Here is a 14789-nt window from a genome sequence, read left to right as displayed (position 1 = left end):
TCGGCGAGCCGGCCGGGCTCTCGTCCGCGCGGGACGGGTCGGGAGACCTACTCCACGTCCCCGCCCGAGTCCTCCGCGTCGTCGACCTCCTGCTCCAGACCCAGCTGTTCCACGATCCACTTGTCGAACTCGATCGCGGCGCGGACCCAGCTGACCGTGGAGGACACGAAGTGGTTGAGGTCGACGCCGGTGCCGACCAGCATCTGGGCCTCGCCGATGAGGCGGACGGTGCCGTCCTCGTGGGTGTGGGTGTACACCTTCGGCCACAGGGTGCGGCGGTTCCACTCGTCGACGATCTCCAGCAGCTGCGGCTTCTCGTCGATCTTGTGGGGACGGTCGTAGAAGGTCCGCACCGAGAAGACCGCCTGCTCGTCCTCACCGCGGAACATGAAGTACGTGCGGAACTGCTCCCACGGAGCCGCGAGGTCGCCCTCCTCGTCCACGACGAACTTCAGCTCCATCTGCTCCAGGAGCTGCTTCACAAGGTCCTGATCCGGGACGACGGGGCCCACAGGTCCCTGGGGCTGCGGGTCGGGCTGGCCCCCGAAGTTCGGAATCGAGGACGGGTCGATGCTCACCGTGTTTTTCCCTTCGTACGGATACCGCCATCCTCCCCCAGAAGGGGAGGCCCCTGGCAAGCCCCGCCGCACCCTGTAAGCCCTCGGCGGACACGAAGTTCCCGGACGGACGGCGCCCCGTACGTCATGATTCCGACATGCGCATATCAAGAGCCGGGCGATGGGCCCTCTGGACCCTGTGGACCGCCTGCCTGCTGTTCGTCCTCTGGGCCGCCTGGACGGCCTGGGACCTCTTCCGCACCGCGGAGTCGTGGTGAGCGGACGGGGGCGCGCCGGGCTCGTCCTGGTGCTGTCCGCGCCGCTGCTGATCGGGGTGGCGGCGGTCATAACGCTGGCGGGCTGGGGGCTCGCCCGGACTCGTCCGACGCACCCCGGCCCACCGCCGTACCGTGCGCGCGGGCGCTCGCCTACGGCGGGGCACGGCTGCCCGCCGGTGCCCGGGATGCGCGCTGCACGGTCCTGTCGTGGCAGGACACCCAGTACGACGCCCGCTTCCGGATGCCGCGCGCGGAGCTGCGGAGCTGGCTGAAGGCGACGTATCCGGACGCCCCGGAGCCGTCCGGGACCTGCCGTCCGCCTTACGACCTCTGCCTCGGCCTGGGCTTCGGCCAGGGGGACGGCTTCGGGGCGGACCGCGCGGAGGTGGATGTGCGGTTCATGAGGGCGGGTGAGGCCGAGGTGGCGTACTCCGCGTTCACCGAATGAGACGGCCGACGGGCAATACGACGGCGGCCCGCCCCCTTCCGTGAAGGGGACGGGCCGCCATGCCGTGCGGGGCCGCCGTCAGAGCGTCTTCGCCGTCGCCGGGCCCACGATCAGCTCGTCGCCGAAGCGGTCCACGCGGACCGTGTCGCCGTCCTTGATCTCGCCGGACAGGATCTCCTTGGCGAGGCGGTCGCCGATGGCGGTCTGGACGAGGCGGCGCAGCGGACGGGCGCCGTACGCCGGGTCGTTGCCCTCCTCCGCGAGCCAGGCCAGGGCGTCGGGGGTGACGTCCAGGGTGAGGCGCCGCTCGGCGAGCCGCTTGGCGAGCCGGTCGATCTGGAGGCGGGCGATCCGGGCCAGCTCCTGCTCGTCCAGCGCGGAGAACACCACCAGGTCGTCGAGCCGGTTCAGGAACTCCGGCTTGAAGGAGGCCCGCACCACGTCGAGCACCCGCTGCCGCTTGTCCGCGTCGTCCAGCGCCGGGTCGACCAGGTACTGGCTGCCCAGGTTGGAGGTCAGCACCAGGATGGTGTTGCGGAAGTCGACCGTGCGGCCCTGGCCGTCGGTGAGGCGGCCGTCGTCCAGCACCTGGAGCAGGATGTCGAAGACCTCGGGGTGCGCCTTCTCCACCTCGTCGAGCAGCACCACGGTGTACGGACGGCGCCGCACGGCCTCGGTGAGCTGACCGCCCTCCTCGTACCCCACGTACCCGGGAGGCGCGCCGACCAGGCGGGCCACGCTGTGCTTCTCGCTGTACTCCGACATGTCGATGCGGACCATGGCCCGCTCGTCGTCGAAAAGGAAGTCCGCGAGCGCCTTGGCGAGTTCGGTCTTGCCGACACCCGTCGGGCCGAGGAACAGGAAGGAACCGGTGGGACGGTCCGGGTCCGCGATGCCCGCCCGCGCGCGGCGTACGGCGTCGGACACGGCCTGCACCGCCTCGCGCTGGCCGATGAGCCGCTTGCCCAGCTCGTCCTCCATGCGCAGCAGCTTCTGCGTCTCGCCCTCCATGAGGCGCCCGGCCGGGATGCCGGTCCAGGCGGCGACGACGTCCGCGATGTCGTCGGAGCCGACCTCCTCCTTGACCATGGTGTCGCGGGCGGCCTCCTCCTCGGCCTCCGAGGCGGCCTCCAGCTCCTTCTCCAGCTCGGGGATCTGGCCGTAGAGCAGCTTGGCGGCGGTGTCGAAGTCGCCGTCGCGCTGGGCGCGTTCGGCCTGGCCGCGCAGGTCGTCCAGGCGCTCCTTCAGCTCACCGACCCGGTTGAGGGACTGCTTCTCCTTCTCCCAGCGGGCGTTGAGGTGACGCAGCTCCTCCTCCTTGTCGGCGAGGTCGCGGCGCAGCCGCTCGAGCCGCTCGCGGGAGGCGGGGTCGGTCTCCTTGCCGATCGCCAGCTCCTCCATCTTCAACCGGTCGACGGAGCGCTGGAGTTCGTCGATCTCGACAGGCGAGGAGTCGATCTCCATGCGCAGCCGGGACGCGGCCTCGTCGACGAGGTCGATCGCCTTGTCGGGCAGGAAGCGGGAGGTGATGTACCGGTCGGAGAGGGTCGCGGCGGCCACCAGCGCGCTGTCCGCGATCTGCACCTTGTGGTGCGCCTCGTACCGGCCCTTGAGGCCGCGCAGGATCGCGATGGTGTCCTCGACGGTGGGCTCGGCGACCAGCACCTGCTGGAAGCGGCGCTCCAGGGCGGGGTCCTTCTCGATCCGCTCGCGGTACTCGTCCAGCGTGGTCGCGCCGACCATGCGCAGCTCGCCTCGGGCCAGCATCGGCTTGAGCATGTTGCCCGCGTCCATGGCGGAGTCGCCGCCCGCGCCCGCGCCGACGACCGTGTGCAGCTCGTCGATGAAGGTGATGATCTGGCCGTCGGAGTCCTTGATCTCCGAGAGCACGGCCTTCAGGCGCTCCTCGAACTCGCCCCGGTACTTGGCGCCCGCGACCATCGCGCCGAGGTCGAGCGAGACCAGGCGCTTGTTCTTCAGGGACTCGGGGACGTCGCCCTTGACGATGCGCTGGGCCAGGCCCTCGACCACGGCGGTCTTGCCGACGCCCGGCTCGCCGATGAGGACGGGGTTGTTCTTCGTACGACGGCTCAGCACCTGCACGACCCGGCGGATCTCGTGGTCCCGGCCGATGACCGGGTCCAGGCGACCCTCGCGGGCGGCGGCGGTGAAGTCGGTGCCGAACTTCTCCAGGGCCTTGTACTGGCCCTCGGGGTCGGCAGTGGTCACGCGGCGTCCTCCCCTGGCCTTCTGGAAGGCCTCTTGCAGCTTCTTCGCGTCGGCGCCCTGCTTCTGGAGCACCTCTCCGGCGGCGCCGCCCTTCGCGGCGATGCCGATCAGCAGATGTTCGGTGGACAGGAACTCGTCGCCGAGTTCCTTGGCCCGCTGGTCCGCGTCGGCCAGGACCGCGAGGAGGTCCCGGCTGGGCTGCGGCGGGGCGACGGTGGAGCCGGTCACGCTGGGCAGGGCGGCGACGACGCGCTCGGCGCCCGTGCGGACGGCGGCCTGGTCGGCTTCGACGGCCGCGAGCAGGTCGGTGATGTTGTCGTTCTCCTGCCCCGCGAGCAGCGCGAGGAGCAGGTGCGCGGGCGTCAGGTCCGGATTCCCCTCGGTCACGGCCCGCTGGCTGGCCGCGTTGATCGCGTCCCGGCTCCTGTTGGTCAGCTCGGCGTCCACGTTCGTGTTCTCCTCCTCGGCACGTCCTTCTACTGATGACTTAACCAGTGTACACAAACTTGAGCCTAGTGCACTCAATTAAGCGGAGGTCGTTTGAACCTGACTAGGTTTCGGCCATGACCTCCCTGCATCCCGACGAGCCGTACCTCGCCTTCTGGCGCGAACGGCACCTCAGCACCCTGACGACCCTCCGCCCCGACGGCACGCCCCACGTGGTCCCGGTGGGCGTCACGTACGACCCCGCCACCGCCCTGGCCCGCGTCATCACCGACGCCGCGACCGCGAAGGCGGCCCACATCCGCGCCTCGGGCTCCGCCGGTGCCCGCGTAGCCCTCTGCCAGGTCGACGGCCGCCGCTGGGCCACCCTGGAGGGCACCGCCCACGTGGTCACCGACCCGGCCCGCGTGGCCGACGCCGTCCACCGCTACGCCGAGCGCTACGGCCGCGTCCCCCGCGAGAACCCGACGCGGGTCGTCCTGGAAATCACGGTGGACCGCATGCTGGGCCACGCCTGACACCCGCCTCCGGCGGTTCGGCATGCCTCGGGGCCGGGGTCAGCTGGGCACCGGGGCGGCAGGGTCGGCTGGGCACCGGGGCGACAGGATCGGCGTCGCCGGGCCCAACAGCGCCGCCCGGCACCGAGGCCCGGCCGCCGGAGGAGGCGCGGCGACACCGAGGTCGGCCAGCCGACGACCGCAAGAGCCACGCCGCTCACCGCCCCACCGGACAGCAGCCGAGAACGCTGCGGGCGACACCAGGACGCGACCGAGCCGGAGCGCCCGACACGTCAGGGGCCCACGCACGCCGAGTTCGCACACCAGGCGACGACCACGCCCGGCAGGGGGCAGGACTCCACGTCACCGGCGAACGGGGTCGGGGCGGCCCGCCAGCCGAAGGCGTTACGGCGCCGCCAGGGCGGGACAGCCCCGCAACCGGGGCCCTGCGGCAGCCCGCAGGGCGGGAAAGCCGGTGACAGCGGGAGTCATCACGCTCGCTGCGGGAGGCCCGCGTCGGCCGCTCTCGAGCGACTTGATCGACGGGCACGGCTGCCCTCTGTGCGTGGGCAGGGGCACCGCCAGGCGCGGCGCTCGCCATGCGTGATGTGTCCGTAAAGGGCCTAGGCAGGGCCGGGGAAGCCCAAGTCAGGACCCAGCAGCGGCACACCTCACTCCCCGGACCGTAAGCGACAGGGACCGGATCAGGAGGCTCGGCAGGTAGCCAGGGCAAGCCCGCACCGGGCACCTGGCGGAGCCCAGCGGTCGGCAGAGGCCGTACGGGGCCAGAAGTCGGCCGAGACGGAAGGCCCATTGCCGGGGCGGCGACCAGGCCGCAGCAGACGGCGCGGACGACCCGGGCCGAGGGGGGCAGAGCCTTGGGTGCCGCTCACGTCGGAGCAGTCGGCGGAGCCTCGGCGGTACCCGGCGTCATCCCCGCACGCCGCCCCCGAACCCACCTCCGCGCACCGCGACACCCGACGGCGACCCCGCGAGCGATACCCCGCGTCCCCTCATACCGCCCGCGAACCCGCCCCCTCACACCGCCACACCCGACGGCACCCCCGCAGATGCCCGCGCAGGCGGCCCCGCGCACCGCGACACCCGACGGCGCCCCCGCGAGCGGCCCCACGTCGGCCACCCACGCGGCACCCGGCCACACCCCCGCAGGCGCCCCCGCGCACCGCCACACTCGACAGCGCCCCCGCGAGCGACACCCCGCGTCGGCCGCCCCCGCGGCACCCGACCGCCCCCCGCAGACGCCCGCACAGGCGCCCCCGCACCCTCCACCCCACACCCCCAGCCAAGCCCCCACCCCGCCCCGAACCCCCCGTCCCCGACACCCCCCTGAAATCCAACAATGAACAGTTTCGGCCAGTTGGTCAGGTGGGGCATACGGTGAAATATCCGCAGAAACTGCAGCGGCGTCACCGTGTTCAGGTCACGGTGACGCCGCTGCGGGGGGAAGCGCCTGAGCGATCTTTTACGACGGGGGAATCGCGTCAGGCACTGCGGGGGGTGGCCGAGATGGTTCTCAGGTCGGCGACCTCCGGGGAGGTGAGCCGGTGGTCGCGCTGGTCCAGGTTGACGAAGATCATGCCGTACCGGACGGCACACCGCACCGGCTGCGGCGCCCCGCGCGGTTTGCGCAGGCACCGATAGGCGCGGACGTCCTCGTCCTCGTCGCGGGTGACCACGACCGGTTCGCCGAACACCGTCACCATCAACGAGTCACCACTGTGGGGGATGGCGGTGACCAGGTCGATGAAGTGCCAGCCGGACCGGTAGGCCGTGGCCATCTCTCGCCGGAAGGAACGGTCGTCAGGCGGCGTCGTCATGTCAGGACCAGATACTGTCGTTCGGCCTGTACACCGTGCCCGCGTCGTCCGCACTCGCCGCATGCGGCGCCACCACGGACCAAATACTGTCCGCCCGTACGTCACTCTTCCCCGCGGAGAGGCCACTCAGAGTCCCGAAGGCCACAACGGCGGAGAAGACGGCGACAAACACCGAGCGAAGCATTCTCTTACGCATAGTCGGCTTCGTCCTCACTTGAAGGTCCCCTCACTCCCCCGTCGGATAAGACGATGGCTCATTCAGGCACGTCATCGCCACACAATCAGTGCATCATGTTCCTGCATGTTCAGGACCCTGGGGGGTGGAGATTTGACAGTAAATCCGGCAGATGCGACACATCCCCATGCGCTCACTGAACTGTGCGAGGAGGGAAGACGGCTGTACGCCACCGCACTGCGCACCGGCCACATCGCGCGCGCGGACGCGGAGAAGGCCCCCTGCCTCATGGAATTCGCCCTGCTCCAGCCGGATCTGGACGACGCGGACCTGCTCCGCCCGGTCGCCCCGTCCATCGCCCTGGCCCAGCGGCTCAACCCCATCGAGCGGGAGATCTCCGAGCGCAGACGCACCTCGATAGAGCTGGCGGAGGCGTTCGAGCCCTTCATGGCGCTCACGGCACAGGGCGCGACCCCCACTCACTCCATAGCCGTCCTGGAGGGCCTGGACCGCATCAACGCGGCCCTCGACCTGGCCACCGACCAGTGCCGCGCCGAGATGCTGACCGTCCAGCCCAGCGCCCGTCACCCCGAACGCCGCGTCATCGAGGGCCTGGAGCGCGACCGCACCCTGATCGAACGTGGTGTGCGCATCCGCACCCTGTACCAGCACACCGCCCGCTACAGCCCCGAACGCCTCGCGTACGTCGACCGGTTCGCGGCCGGGAAGGCGGAGTACCGCACGATCGACGAGCTGGTGGAGCGGCTGATCATCTGCGACGAGACGGTCGCCTTCGTGCCGATACGCGACGACCGCCAGGTCGCCCTGGAGGTCCGCCACCCCGGCCTGGTCCTCTACCTCATCAAGGTCTTCGAGTTCATGTGGAACCGCGCGGTCCCGCTGACCGCCGGCACCCCCTACGAGACCGCCCCCGACGGCATCACCGAGATCCAGCACTCCATCGCCAAGCTGCTGGTGGAAGGTCATGTCGACGAGGCCATCGCGCGCCGCCTCGGCATGAACGTGCGCACCTGCCGCGCCCACATCGCCAAGCTCGCCCAGGCGCTCGGCAGCGGCAGCCGCGCCCAGCTCGGCTTCCTGATCGCCCAGTCGGGCATCCTGAACCAGGAGAACTGACCGGCCTCCCACGCGCCGCACACCCCGCCCAGGCCGCCTCACGCCCCGTGTCGCCGCCTCACGCCTCCCGCTCCAGCCCCGCCGCCGCGGCCGTGCGCGGCGGCCCCTCCAGGCCCGCCTGGGCGATCCGTACGCCCAGCTGCGTACGGCTCGTCGCGCCCAGGGTCTCCGAGAGGCGGGCGATGTGCGCGCGGCAGGTGCGCACGCTGATGCCGAGCCGCTCGGCGATCACCGCGTCCTGGTGGCCCTCGGCGAGCAGCGCGGCGATGGAGCGCTCGCGGTGGGAGATGCCCTCGATGCCGGTGTCGGGCAGCGGGGCGGTCAGCGGGATCGCGAGCCGCCACAGCCGCTCGAAGACGGTCACGAGATATTCGACCAGCGCGGGGTGCCGTAGCTCCAGCGCCATCGTGCGGTCGGTGTTGGCCGGAATGAACGCCACCGTGCGGTCGAAGAGGATGAGCCGGTCGATGACCTCGTCCAGGCTGCGCGCCTCGACCGCGTCGCCCATCAGCTCCAGGTAGGTGAGCAACCCCTGCCCGTGCCGGGCGACATGGGTGTAGAGGTCCCGCATCCTGACGCCCCGGCCGCGCAGTTCCAGCGCCCGGTGCAGACCTTCCGTCAGCTCGGCCTCGCGCCGGATGCCGCCGGGCTGGACGGTGAGCACTTCCGTGGTGCACGCCTCGGTCGCCGCGTCCATCGCGGCCTGGATGCGGGAGAGTCCGTCCAGGACCCGGATCGCGGTGCCCTCGGCGGGCGCGGCGCTTCCGGCCGGTTCACCGGCGAGTCCGGCGTACCGGTCGAAGGCGGTGACCGCCGAGCCCACCCGGCGCCGGCTCTCGGTGACGTCGTCGTACAGCTCGCGCAGCAGCCGGGACATGACCTCCTGCGGGGAGGTGGGCACCAGCCAGTCCATGTCGTCCGGGTCGGGGTGCAGCAGGGCCAGGTCCAGCAGACAGGGCACCGGTCCGGCCTCCGCGCGCGGCACCCGGCCCCGGCGCAGGGCGAGGGTGTACACGCGCTCTCCCGGCCCGCACAGCCGGTCGGCGCCGTGGGGATGCTCCTCCGTCGCGTGCCCGGCCATCGACCATTCCACCCCCGGTTGCTGCCACTTCCGCAGCGCAACTATGCGCGGACCCGTGCGGGTCCGCAACACGGCTCTCCGCGCCTGTGGAAGGGCGGAGTACGGGTATGCCCCCAAATCGCCCGGACCCCCGGAGAGCGGCCCGACGGAGCCGGTGGGGGCGCCGACCGGCTTGTCCCGCACGGCGGCCGGGGGCCCTGGACGGAAGGACTAGTGGAGTCCGGCGGCGGCGCAGGCGGCCTTGTAGTCGGCGGTGCAGATCTCCTCGACCGAGTAGATGCCGTCGGCGACCACGGTGGACTTGATCTTGCTCTTGGTCAGCGCGCTCACCTGGACGAGCTGGGCCGGGATGTCCTTCTGGGTGGGGCTGTCCACGTGGTCCTGGGTCAGGGCGTCGAACTGGATGTCCTTGCCCTGGACCTTGGCGACGGCCATCTGCGCGGCGGCCTCGGCCTCGTCCGGGTAGGACTTGTAGACGCTCATGTACTGCTCGCCGGTCAGGATGCGCTGCACGGCGTCGAGTTCGGCGTCCTGGCCGGTGATGGGGGGCATCTTGGTGACGCCCGCGGCCTTGAGGGCCTTGATGACCCCGCCCGCCATGCCGTCGTTGGCGGCGTAGACGGCGGCGATGTTCGCCTTGCCGACCTTGTTGAGCACCTCGGTCATGTGGGCCTGGGCGATCTCCGGCTTCCACTCCTTGGTGTCGGAGGTGTCCGCGATCGTCACCTTGCCGTTCAGCTCGGAGAGCGCGCCCTCCTTGAACTGCTTGGCGTTGGGGTCGGTGGGCGAGCCGTTCACCATGACGATCTTGTCGGAGAGACCGGCACCCGGGCCCAGCGCCTCCAGCAGCGAGCGGCCCTGCACCTCGCCGACCAGCTCGTTGTCGAAGGAGATGTACGCGTCGATCGGGCCCTCGGCCAGGCGGTCGTACGCGATGACCGGGATGCCCGCGTCCTTGGCCTTCTTGACCTGCGGGGCGATGCCGTGCGAGTCGACCGCGTCGAGCAGGATGATGTTGACCTTGTCGTCGATCATCTGCTGCATCTGCTCGGCCTGCTTGGCGGCGTTCGCGTCCGCGTTGGCGTACGTGACCTTGCCCTTCTTCTTGGTCAGTTCGGCCACCTTCTTCTCGATGATGGGGTAGTCGAACTTGTCGTAGCGGGTGTTCGCCTTCTCCGGCAGCAGCAGGCCGACGGTGACGTTGTCCCCCATCGTCGGGCTGGCGCTCGCGCCGTCCCCCGCCGCGTTCAGCACGCCGCAGCCGGCGAGCGAGAGGGACATCGTGGATACGGCCACGGATATGGCGATACGACGCATGCGAGGGCTCACTTCAGGTGCGTTCAAGAGGAGGGGGCCACGGAGGTGATGCTTCCGCCCCGGGTGTCTGAAAAGACAACTTGGAGGCGCTACCCGCCGTCAAGCAATACAACTTAACGAGATGGCAACATCACTCTGCGTCGACAACGTGAAGAGATCGCGAACCCGTACGCCACTCCCTGTAAACCCAGGTCACCGCCTCTTCACCAAATTCCGACCCCCAGCCACACGCTCTCCACCAATTCCGCACTCCTGAACGAACGAACTCGGCCAGATGCAGCGCTATGCGGCGTAATGGCCTCAACTTACCGCCCCCTGCGAGGAGTTGGGCCACCGGGTATGCCGAAGGGGCCGGGAGGAAGTGTTCCTCCCGGCCCCTTCGGACACGGCTGTCAACGGCTGTCAGTCGGCGGACTGCTGGCGCTTGGGCCGCCACACCACCAACGCGCTGCTCTGCTGCACCTCCTGGTACGGCACCAGATCGCGGCGGTAGGAGGCGTGGACGGCGGCCTCGCGCTGGCGCATCGTGGCCGCCGCGCCGTCCAGGGCCGACTCCAGCTCCGCGACGCGGGACTGGAGCGCGGCGACCTGGTTCTCCAGTTCGATGATGCGCTTGATACCGGCCAGGTTGATGCCCTCGTCCTGCGACAACTGCTGCACCTGGCGGAGCAGTTCGATGTCACGGGCCGAGTAGCGCCGGCCACGGCCCGCCGTGCGGTCCGGGGAGACCAGACCGAGGCGGTCGTACTGACGCAGGGTCTGCGGATGGAGACCGGAGAGCTGCGCCGCCACCGAGATGACGTAGACCGGGGTGTCCTCGGTCAGTTCATAGGGATTACGGCGACGGCCGGGTGTGTCCATTGGGGCTCAGTCTCCCTTCGCGGCCTCGAACAGCTCCGCCCGCGGGTCCTCCTCCGCGGTCGCCTCGCGATACGCCTCCAGCGCGTCACGAGCCTTCCCCGAGAGGTCCTTGGGAACACTCACCTCGACGGTGATCAGCAGATCGCCGTGGCTGCCGTCCTTGCGCGCCGCGCCCTTGCCCCGCGCCCGCATGGTGCGGCCGTTGGGCGTGCCCGGCGGCAGCTTCAGCGTGACGGCGGGACCGCCGAGCGTCGGCACCCGCACCTCGCCGCCGAGCGCCGCCTCCGCGAACGTCACCGGGACGGTGACCGTGAGGTTGTCGCCCTTGCGGCCGAAGACCGGGTGGTCACCCACGTGCACGGTGACGTACAGATCGCCCGCCGGACCGCCGCGCTCGCCCGGGGCGCCCTTGCCGCGCAGCCGGATGCGCTGCCCGTCCGTGACGCCCGCCGGGATGCGGACCTGCATGGTGCGCGAGGAACGGGCGCGCCCGCTGCCGTGGCACTCCATGCAGGGGTGTTCCGCGATCAGGCCGCGGCCCTTGCAGTCGGGGCACGGGTCGGTGAGCGAGAAGCCGCCGCCCGAGCCCCGCGCGACCTGTCCGGTGCCGACACAGGTCGGGCACACGCGCGGCGTGCCGTTCTTGTCGCCGGTGCCCGAACACGCCTTGCAGGGCTGCTGGGACGTCATCCGCAGCGGGACCGTCGCCCCCTCGATGGCCTCGGTGAAGCTGAGGGTCACCTCGGTGTCGACGTCCTGGCCCCGGCGCGGCTGCGTACGGGTCGTGCCCGCACCGCCGCCCCGGTTGAACAGGCCGCCGAAGACATCCCCGATGCCGCCGCCGAAGCCGCCCTGGCCGCCGCCGCCCGCTCCCGTGCCACCGGCGCCGCCGAAGAGGTCGCCGAGGTCGAAGTTGAACTGGCCGCCGCCGCCCGGACCCGGGCGGAAACCGCCGTTGCCGAACAGGGCGCGGGCCTCGTCGTACTCCTTGCGCTTCTTGGGGTCGCCGAGGACGTCGTTCGCCTCGGAGATCTCCTTGAACCGCTCCTCGGCCTTGACGTTGCCCTTGTTGGCGTCCGGGTGGAACTCGCGGGCGAGCTTCCGGTACGCCTTCTTGATCTCCGCCTCGGTGGCGTCCTTGGGGACGCCGAGGACCTTGTAGAAGTCCTTCTCGATGAAGTCCTTGGTGCTCATCCCCGACGTCCCTCCTTCCTGTCCTTCGTGATTACGTCAGCCCTCCTCCGGGCCACCGTTCTCCTTGTCGTCCGCCGCGGTCTCCTCGGCGTCCTCCGCCTTGACGGTCTGGGCGCCGGGCTGCGGCTCGGCCACGGCCACCCGCGCGGGGCGGATGGTGCGCTCGCCGATGCGATACCCGGGCTGGAGGATCGCCACGCAGGTCGTCTCGGTGACGTCCGGCGCGTAGGAGTGCATCAGGGCCTCGTGGACGGTCGGGTCGAAGGGCTCGCCCTCCTTGCCGAACTGCATCAGGCCCATCTTGGCCGCCACGGTCTCCAGCGACTCGGCCACCGACTTGAAGCCGCCGACCAGTTCGCCGTGTTCCCGCGCGCGGCCGATGTCGTCCAGCACGGGCAGCAGCTCGGTCAGGAGGTTCGCGATGGCGATCTCCTTGACCGCGACCCGGTCGCGCTCGACACGGCGGCGGTAGTTCTGGAACTCGGCCTGGAGGCGCTGGAGGTCGGCCGTGCGCTCGCCGAGCGCCGTGCGCGCCTGGTCCAGCTGGGCCACCAGGGCCACGTCCTGGCTTGCGTCCCCGGCCGGGGCCGCCCCCTCCGCGGGGGCGGCCTTCGGCTCGGCGTCTTCGGGGGTGGCGCCGGAGGGGACGTCGGGCTTCTCCTCGAAGCCCGGGGTCTCCTCCGTCACGCGGCACCGTCCTTGCGCTCGTCGTCGACGATCTCGGCGTCCACGACATCGTCGTCGGCCTTGGCGTCACCGGCGTCGGCGGAGGCACCACCGGCGGCCTGGGCGCCCTGGGCGTCGGCGTACATGGCCTGGCCGAGCTTCTGCGAGACCGCGGCGACCTTCTCGGTGGCCGTGCGGATCTCGGCGCTGTCCTCGCCCTTGAGCTTCTCCTTCAGCTCGGCGACGGCACCCTCGACCTCGGTCTTGATCTCGCCCGGGACCTTGTCCTCGTTGTCCTTGAGGAACTTCTCGGTCTGGTAGACCAGCTGCTCGCCCTGGTTGCGGGTCTCGGCGGCCTCGCGGCGGCGGTGGTCCTCCTCCGCGTACTGCTCGGCCTCCTGGCGCATGCGGTCGACCTCGTCGCGCGGCAGCGAGGAGCCGCCGGTGACGGTCATCTTCTGCTCCTTGCCCGTGCCCAGGTCCTTCGCGGTCACGTGCATGATGCCGTTGGCGTCGATGTCGAAGGCGACCTCGATCTGCGGGACGCCGCGGGGCGCCGGGGGCAGACCGGTCAGCTCGAACATGCCGAGCTTCTTGTTGTACGCCGCGATCTCGCGCTCGCCCTGGTAGACCTGGATCTGCACGGACGGCTGGTTGTCCTCGGCCGTCGTGAAGATCTCGGACCGCTTGGTCGGGATCGTGGTGTTGCGCTCGATGAGCTTGGTCATGATGCCGCCCTTGGTCTCGATACCGAGGGACAGCGGGGTGACGTCGAGCAGCAGGACGTCCTTGACCTCGCCCTTGAGGACACCGGCCTGCAGGGCGGCGCCGATGGCGACGACCTCGTCCGGGTTCACGCCCTTGTTGGCGTCCTTGCCGCCGGTCAGCTCCTTGACCAGCTCGGCGACGGCGGGCATACGGGTGGAGCCACCGACGAGGACGACGTGGTCGATCTCGTTGATGGAGACGCCGGCGTCCTTCATGACGTTGAAGAACGGGGTCTTGCAGCGCTCCAGGAGGTCCGCGGTCAGCTGCTGGAACTGGGCGCGGGTGAGCTTCTCGTCCAGGTGCAGCGGGCCCTCGGCGGACGCCGTGATGTACGGCAGGTTGATCGAGGTCTCGGAGGACGAGGACAGCTCGATCTTGGCCTTCTCGGCGGCCTCGCGGAGGCGCTGGAGGGCCATCTTGTCCTTGGCGAGGTCCACACCGTGACCGGCCTTGAACTGCTGGACCAGGTAGTCGACGACGCGCTGGTCCCAGTCGTCACCACCGAGGTGGTTGTCGCCGTTGGTGGCCTTCACCTCGACGACGCCGTCGCCGATCTCCAGGAGGGACACGTCGAAGGTGCCGCCACCGAGGTCGAAGACGAGGATGGTCTGGTCGTCCTTGTCGAGGCCGTACGCCAGGGCGGCGGCGGTCGGCTCGTTGACGATGCGCAGGACGTTCAGACCGGCGATCTCGCCGGCCTCCTTCGTCGCCTGACGCTCGGAGTCGTTGAAGTACGCCGGGACGGTGATGACCGCGTCGGTCACCTTCTCGCCCAGGTAGGCCTCTGCGTCGCGCTTGAGCTTCTGCAGGATGAACGCGGAGATCTGCTGGGGGTTGAAGTCCTTCCCGTCCAGCTGGATCTTCCAGTCGGTGCCCATGTGGCGCTTCACCGAGCGGATGGTCCGGTCCACGTTCGTGACCGCCTGGCGCTTGGCGACCTCGCCGACGAGCACCTCACCGTTCTTCGCGAAGGCGACGACGGACGGCGTGGTCCGGGCACCCTCGGCGTTGGTGATGACGGTGGGCTCGCCGCCCTCCAGAACGCTGACGACGGAGTTAGTCGTGCCCAGGTCGATGCCGACCGCACGTGCCATGGTTGATTCCTCCAGCTGACTTGAGTGGAACGGACTCAAGCATGACACTCCTCACCCCCTGAGTCAACAGACATGAGCCCCCCAGACTCAACTCTTATCCAACCCCTACACGCAACACCCTCCGGACGGGGGCGAGATGGGGGGATCTTCGCAGGTGGGGGGGTGTGGGGGGCGGGTTGACGGGGGCGTGTTCCGGGGCGGGTTC

At 70.4% G+C, this 14789-nt stretch carries 12 protein-coding genes; 3 read left to right on the top strand and 9 right to left on the bottom strand.

Going from position 1 to position 14789, the window contains the following annotated elements; all coding sequences use genetic code 11:
• Positions 1 to 47 precede the first annotated feature (47 nt).
• Complete coding sequence (locus B079_RS0121060; RefSeq protein WP_018547817.1) at positions 48 to 578, bottom strand: YbjN domain-containing protein; 531 nt, start codon at positions 576 to 578, stop codon at positions 48 to 50.
• Positions 579 to 1076: 498 nt separating this feature from the next.
• Between B079_RS0121060 and B079_RS33340 the strand changes: the two genes are divergently transcribed.
• Positions 1077 to 1283, top strand: coding sequence for a hypothetical protein (locus B079_RS33340; protein WP_018547815.1), 207 nt, complete (start codon positions 1077 to 1079; stop codon positions 1281 to 1283).
• A 78-nt stretch (positions 1284 to 1361) separates the two neighbouring features.
• On the opposite strand, the gene clpB is transcribed toward B079_RS33340, so the two are convergent.
• Positions 1362 to 3959 (bottom strand): ATP-dependent chaperone ClpB, encoded by a 2598-nt coding sequence (gene clpB / locus B079_RS0121050; RefSeq protein ID WP_018547814.1) that lies wholly within the window; start codon positions 3957 to 3959, stop codon positions 1362 to 1364.
• A 116-nt stretch (positions 3960 to 4075) separates the two neighbouring features.
• Here clpB and B079_RS0121045 point away from each other — a divergent pair, with 116 nt between their 5' ends.
• Positions 4076 to 4474, top strand: a complete 399-nt coding sequence (locus B079_RS0121045; protein ID WP_018547813.1) for a pyridoxamine 5'-phosphate oxidase family protein — start codon at positions 4076 to 4078, stop codon at positions 4472 to 4474.
• Positions 4475 to 5955: 1481 nt separating this feature from the next.
• Here B079_RS0121045 and B079_RS0121040 read toward each other — a convergent pair.
• Entirely contained in the window at positions 5956 to 6291 is a 336-nt protein-coding gene (locus tag B079_RS0121040) for a hypothetical protein (protein ID WP_026248910.1), read from the bottom strand.
• Between the two features lie 301 nt (positions 6292 to 6592).
• On the opposite strand from B079_RS0121040, the gene B079_RS0121030 reads away from it, so the two are divergent.
• Positions 6593 to 7603: a helix-turn-helix transcriptional regulator gene (locus tag B079_RS0121030; protein ID WP_078496027.1), complete on the top strand. Its 1011-nt coding sequence runs from the start codon at positions 6593 to 6595 to the stop codon at positions 7601 to 7603.
• A gap of 58 nt (positions 7604 to 7661) precedes the next feature.
• Here the strand turns inward: B079_RS0121030 and B079_RS0121025 are convergent, their stop codons facing one another.
• From B079_RS0121025 to dnaK, 6 genes are all read right to left on the bottom strand, one after another.
• Entirely contained in the window at positions 7662 to 8684 is a 1023-nt protein-coding gene (locus B079_RS0121025) for a helix-turn-helix transcriptional regulator (RefSeq protein ID WP_018547809.1), read from the bottom strand.
• Positions 8685 to 8894: 210 nt separating this feature from the next.
• Positions 8895 to 10001: a sugar ABC transporter substrate-binding protein gene (locus B079_RS0121020; protein WP_026248909.1), complete on the bottom strand. Its 1107-nt coding sequence runs from the start codon at positions 9999 to 10001 to the stop codon at positions 8895 to 8897.
• 402 nt (positions 10002 to 10403) lie between these two features.
• Complete coding sequence (locus B079_RS0121015) at positions 10404 to 10862, bottom strand: heat shock protein transcriptional repressor HspR (RefSeq protein WP_018547807.1); 459 nt, start codon at positions 10860 to 10862, stop codon at positions 10404 to 10406.
• 6 nt (positions 10863 to 10868) lie between these two features.
• Positions 10869 to 12056 (bottom strand): molecular chaperone DnaJ, encoded by a 1188-nt coding sequence (gene dnaJ, locus B079_RS0121010; RefSeq protein WP_018547806.1) that lies wholly within the window; start codon positions 12054 to 12056, stop codon positions 10869 to 10871.
• A gap of 36 nt (positions 12057 to 12092) precedes the next feature.
• On the bottom strand, positions 12093 to 12743 hold the full coding sequence (grpE, locus tag B079_RS0121005) for a nucleotide exchange factor GrpE (protein WP_018547805.1): 651 nt from the start codon (positions 12741 to 12743) through the stop codon (positions 12093 to 12095).
• Positions 12740 to 14584: a molecular chaperone DnaK gene (dnaK, locus tag B079_RS0121000; RefSeq protein ID WP_018547804.1), complete on the bottom strand. Its 1845-nt coding sequence runs from the start codon at positions 14582 to 14584 to the stop codon at positions 12740 to 12742. The genes grpE and dnaK overlap by 4 nt, the downstream gene beginning before the upstream one ends.
• Positions 14585 to 14789 lie beyond the last annotated feature (205 nt).

It is taken from the genome of Streptomyces sp. LaPpAH-108 (assembly GCF_000373625.1).
Taxonomy (GTDB): Bacteria; Actinomycetota; Actinomycetes; order Streptomycetales; family Streptomycetaceae; genus Streptomyces.
The sequence above is the reverse complement of the archived record's forward strand: the minus strand, read 5'-3'. Positions and strand labels throughout refer to the sequence as shown.

Coding starts and splice junctions, on each gene's coding strand:
- B079_RS0121020 (WP_026248909.1), bottom strand. CDS start 10,001: ATGCGTCGTATCGCCATATCCGTGGCCGTATCCACGATGTCCCTCTCG.
- B079_RS0121025 (WP_018547809.1), bottom strand. CDS start 8,684: ATGGCCGGGCACGCGACGGAGGAGCATCCCCACGGCGCCGACCGGCTG.
- B079_RS33340 (WP_018547815.1), top strand. CDS start 1,077: ATGCCGCGCGCGGAGCTGCGGAGCTGGCTGAAGGCGACGTATCCGGAC.
- dnaJ (WP_018547806.1), bottom strand. CDS start 12,056: ATGAGCACCAAGGACTTCATCGAGAAGGACTTCTACAAGGTCCTCGGC.
- B079_RS0121030 (WP_078496027.1), top strand. CDS start 6,593: ATGTTCAGGACCCTGGGGGGTGGAGATTTGACAGTAAATCCGGCAGAT.
- B079_RS0121045 (WP_018547813.1), top strand. CDS start 4,076: ATGACCTCCCTGCATCCCGACGAGCCGTACCTCGCCTTCTGGCGCGAA.
- B079_RS0121015 (WP_018547807.1), bottom strand. CDS start 10,862: ATGGACACACCCGGCCGTCGCCGTAATCCCTATGAACTGACCGAGGAC.
- dnaK (WP_018547804.1), bottom strand. CDS start 14,584: ATGGCACGTGCGGTCGGCATCGACCTGGGCACGACTAACTCCGTCGTC.
- B079_RS0121040 (WP_026248910.1), bottom strand. CDS start 6,291: ATGACGACGCCGCCTGACGACCGTTCCTTCCGGCGAGAGATGGCCACG.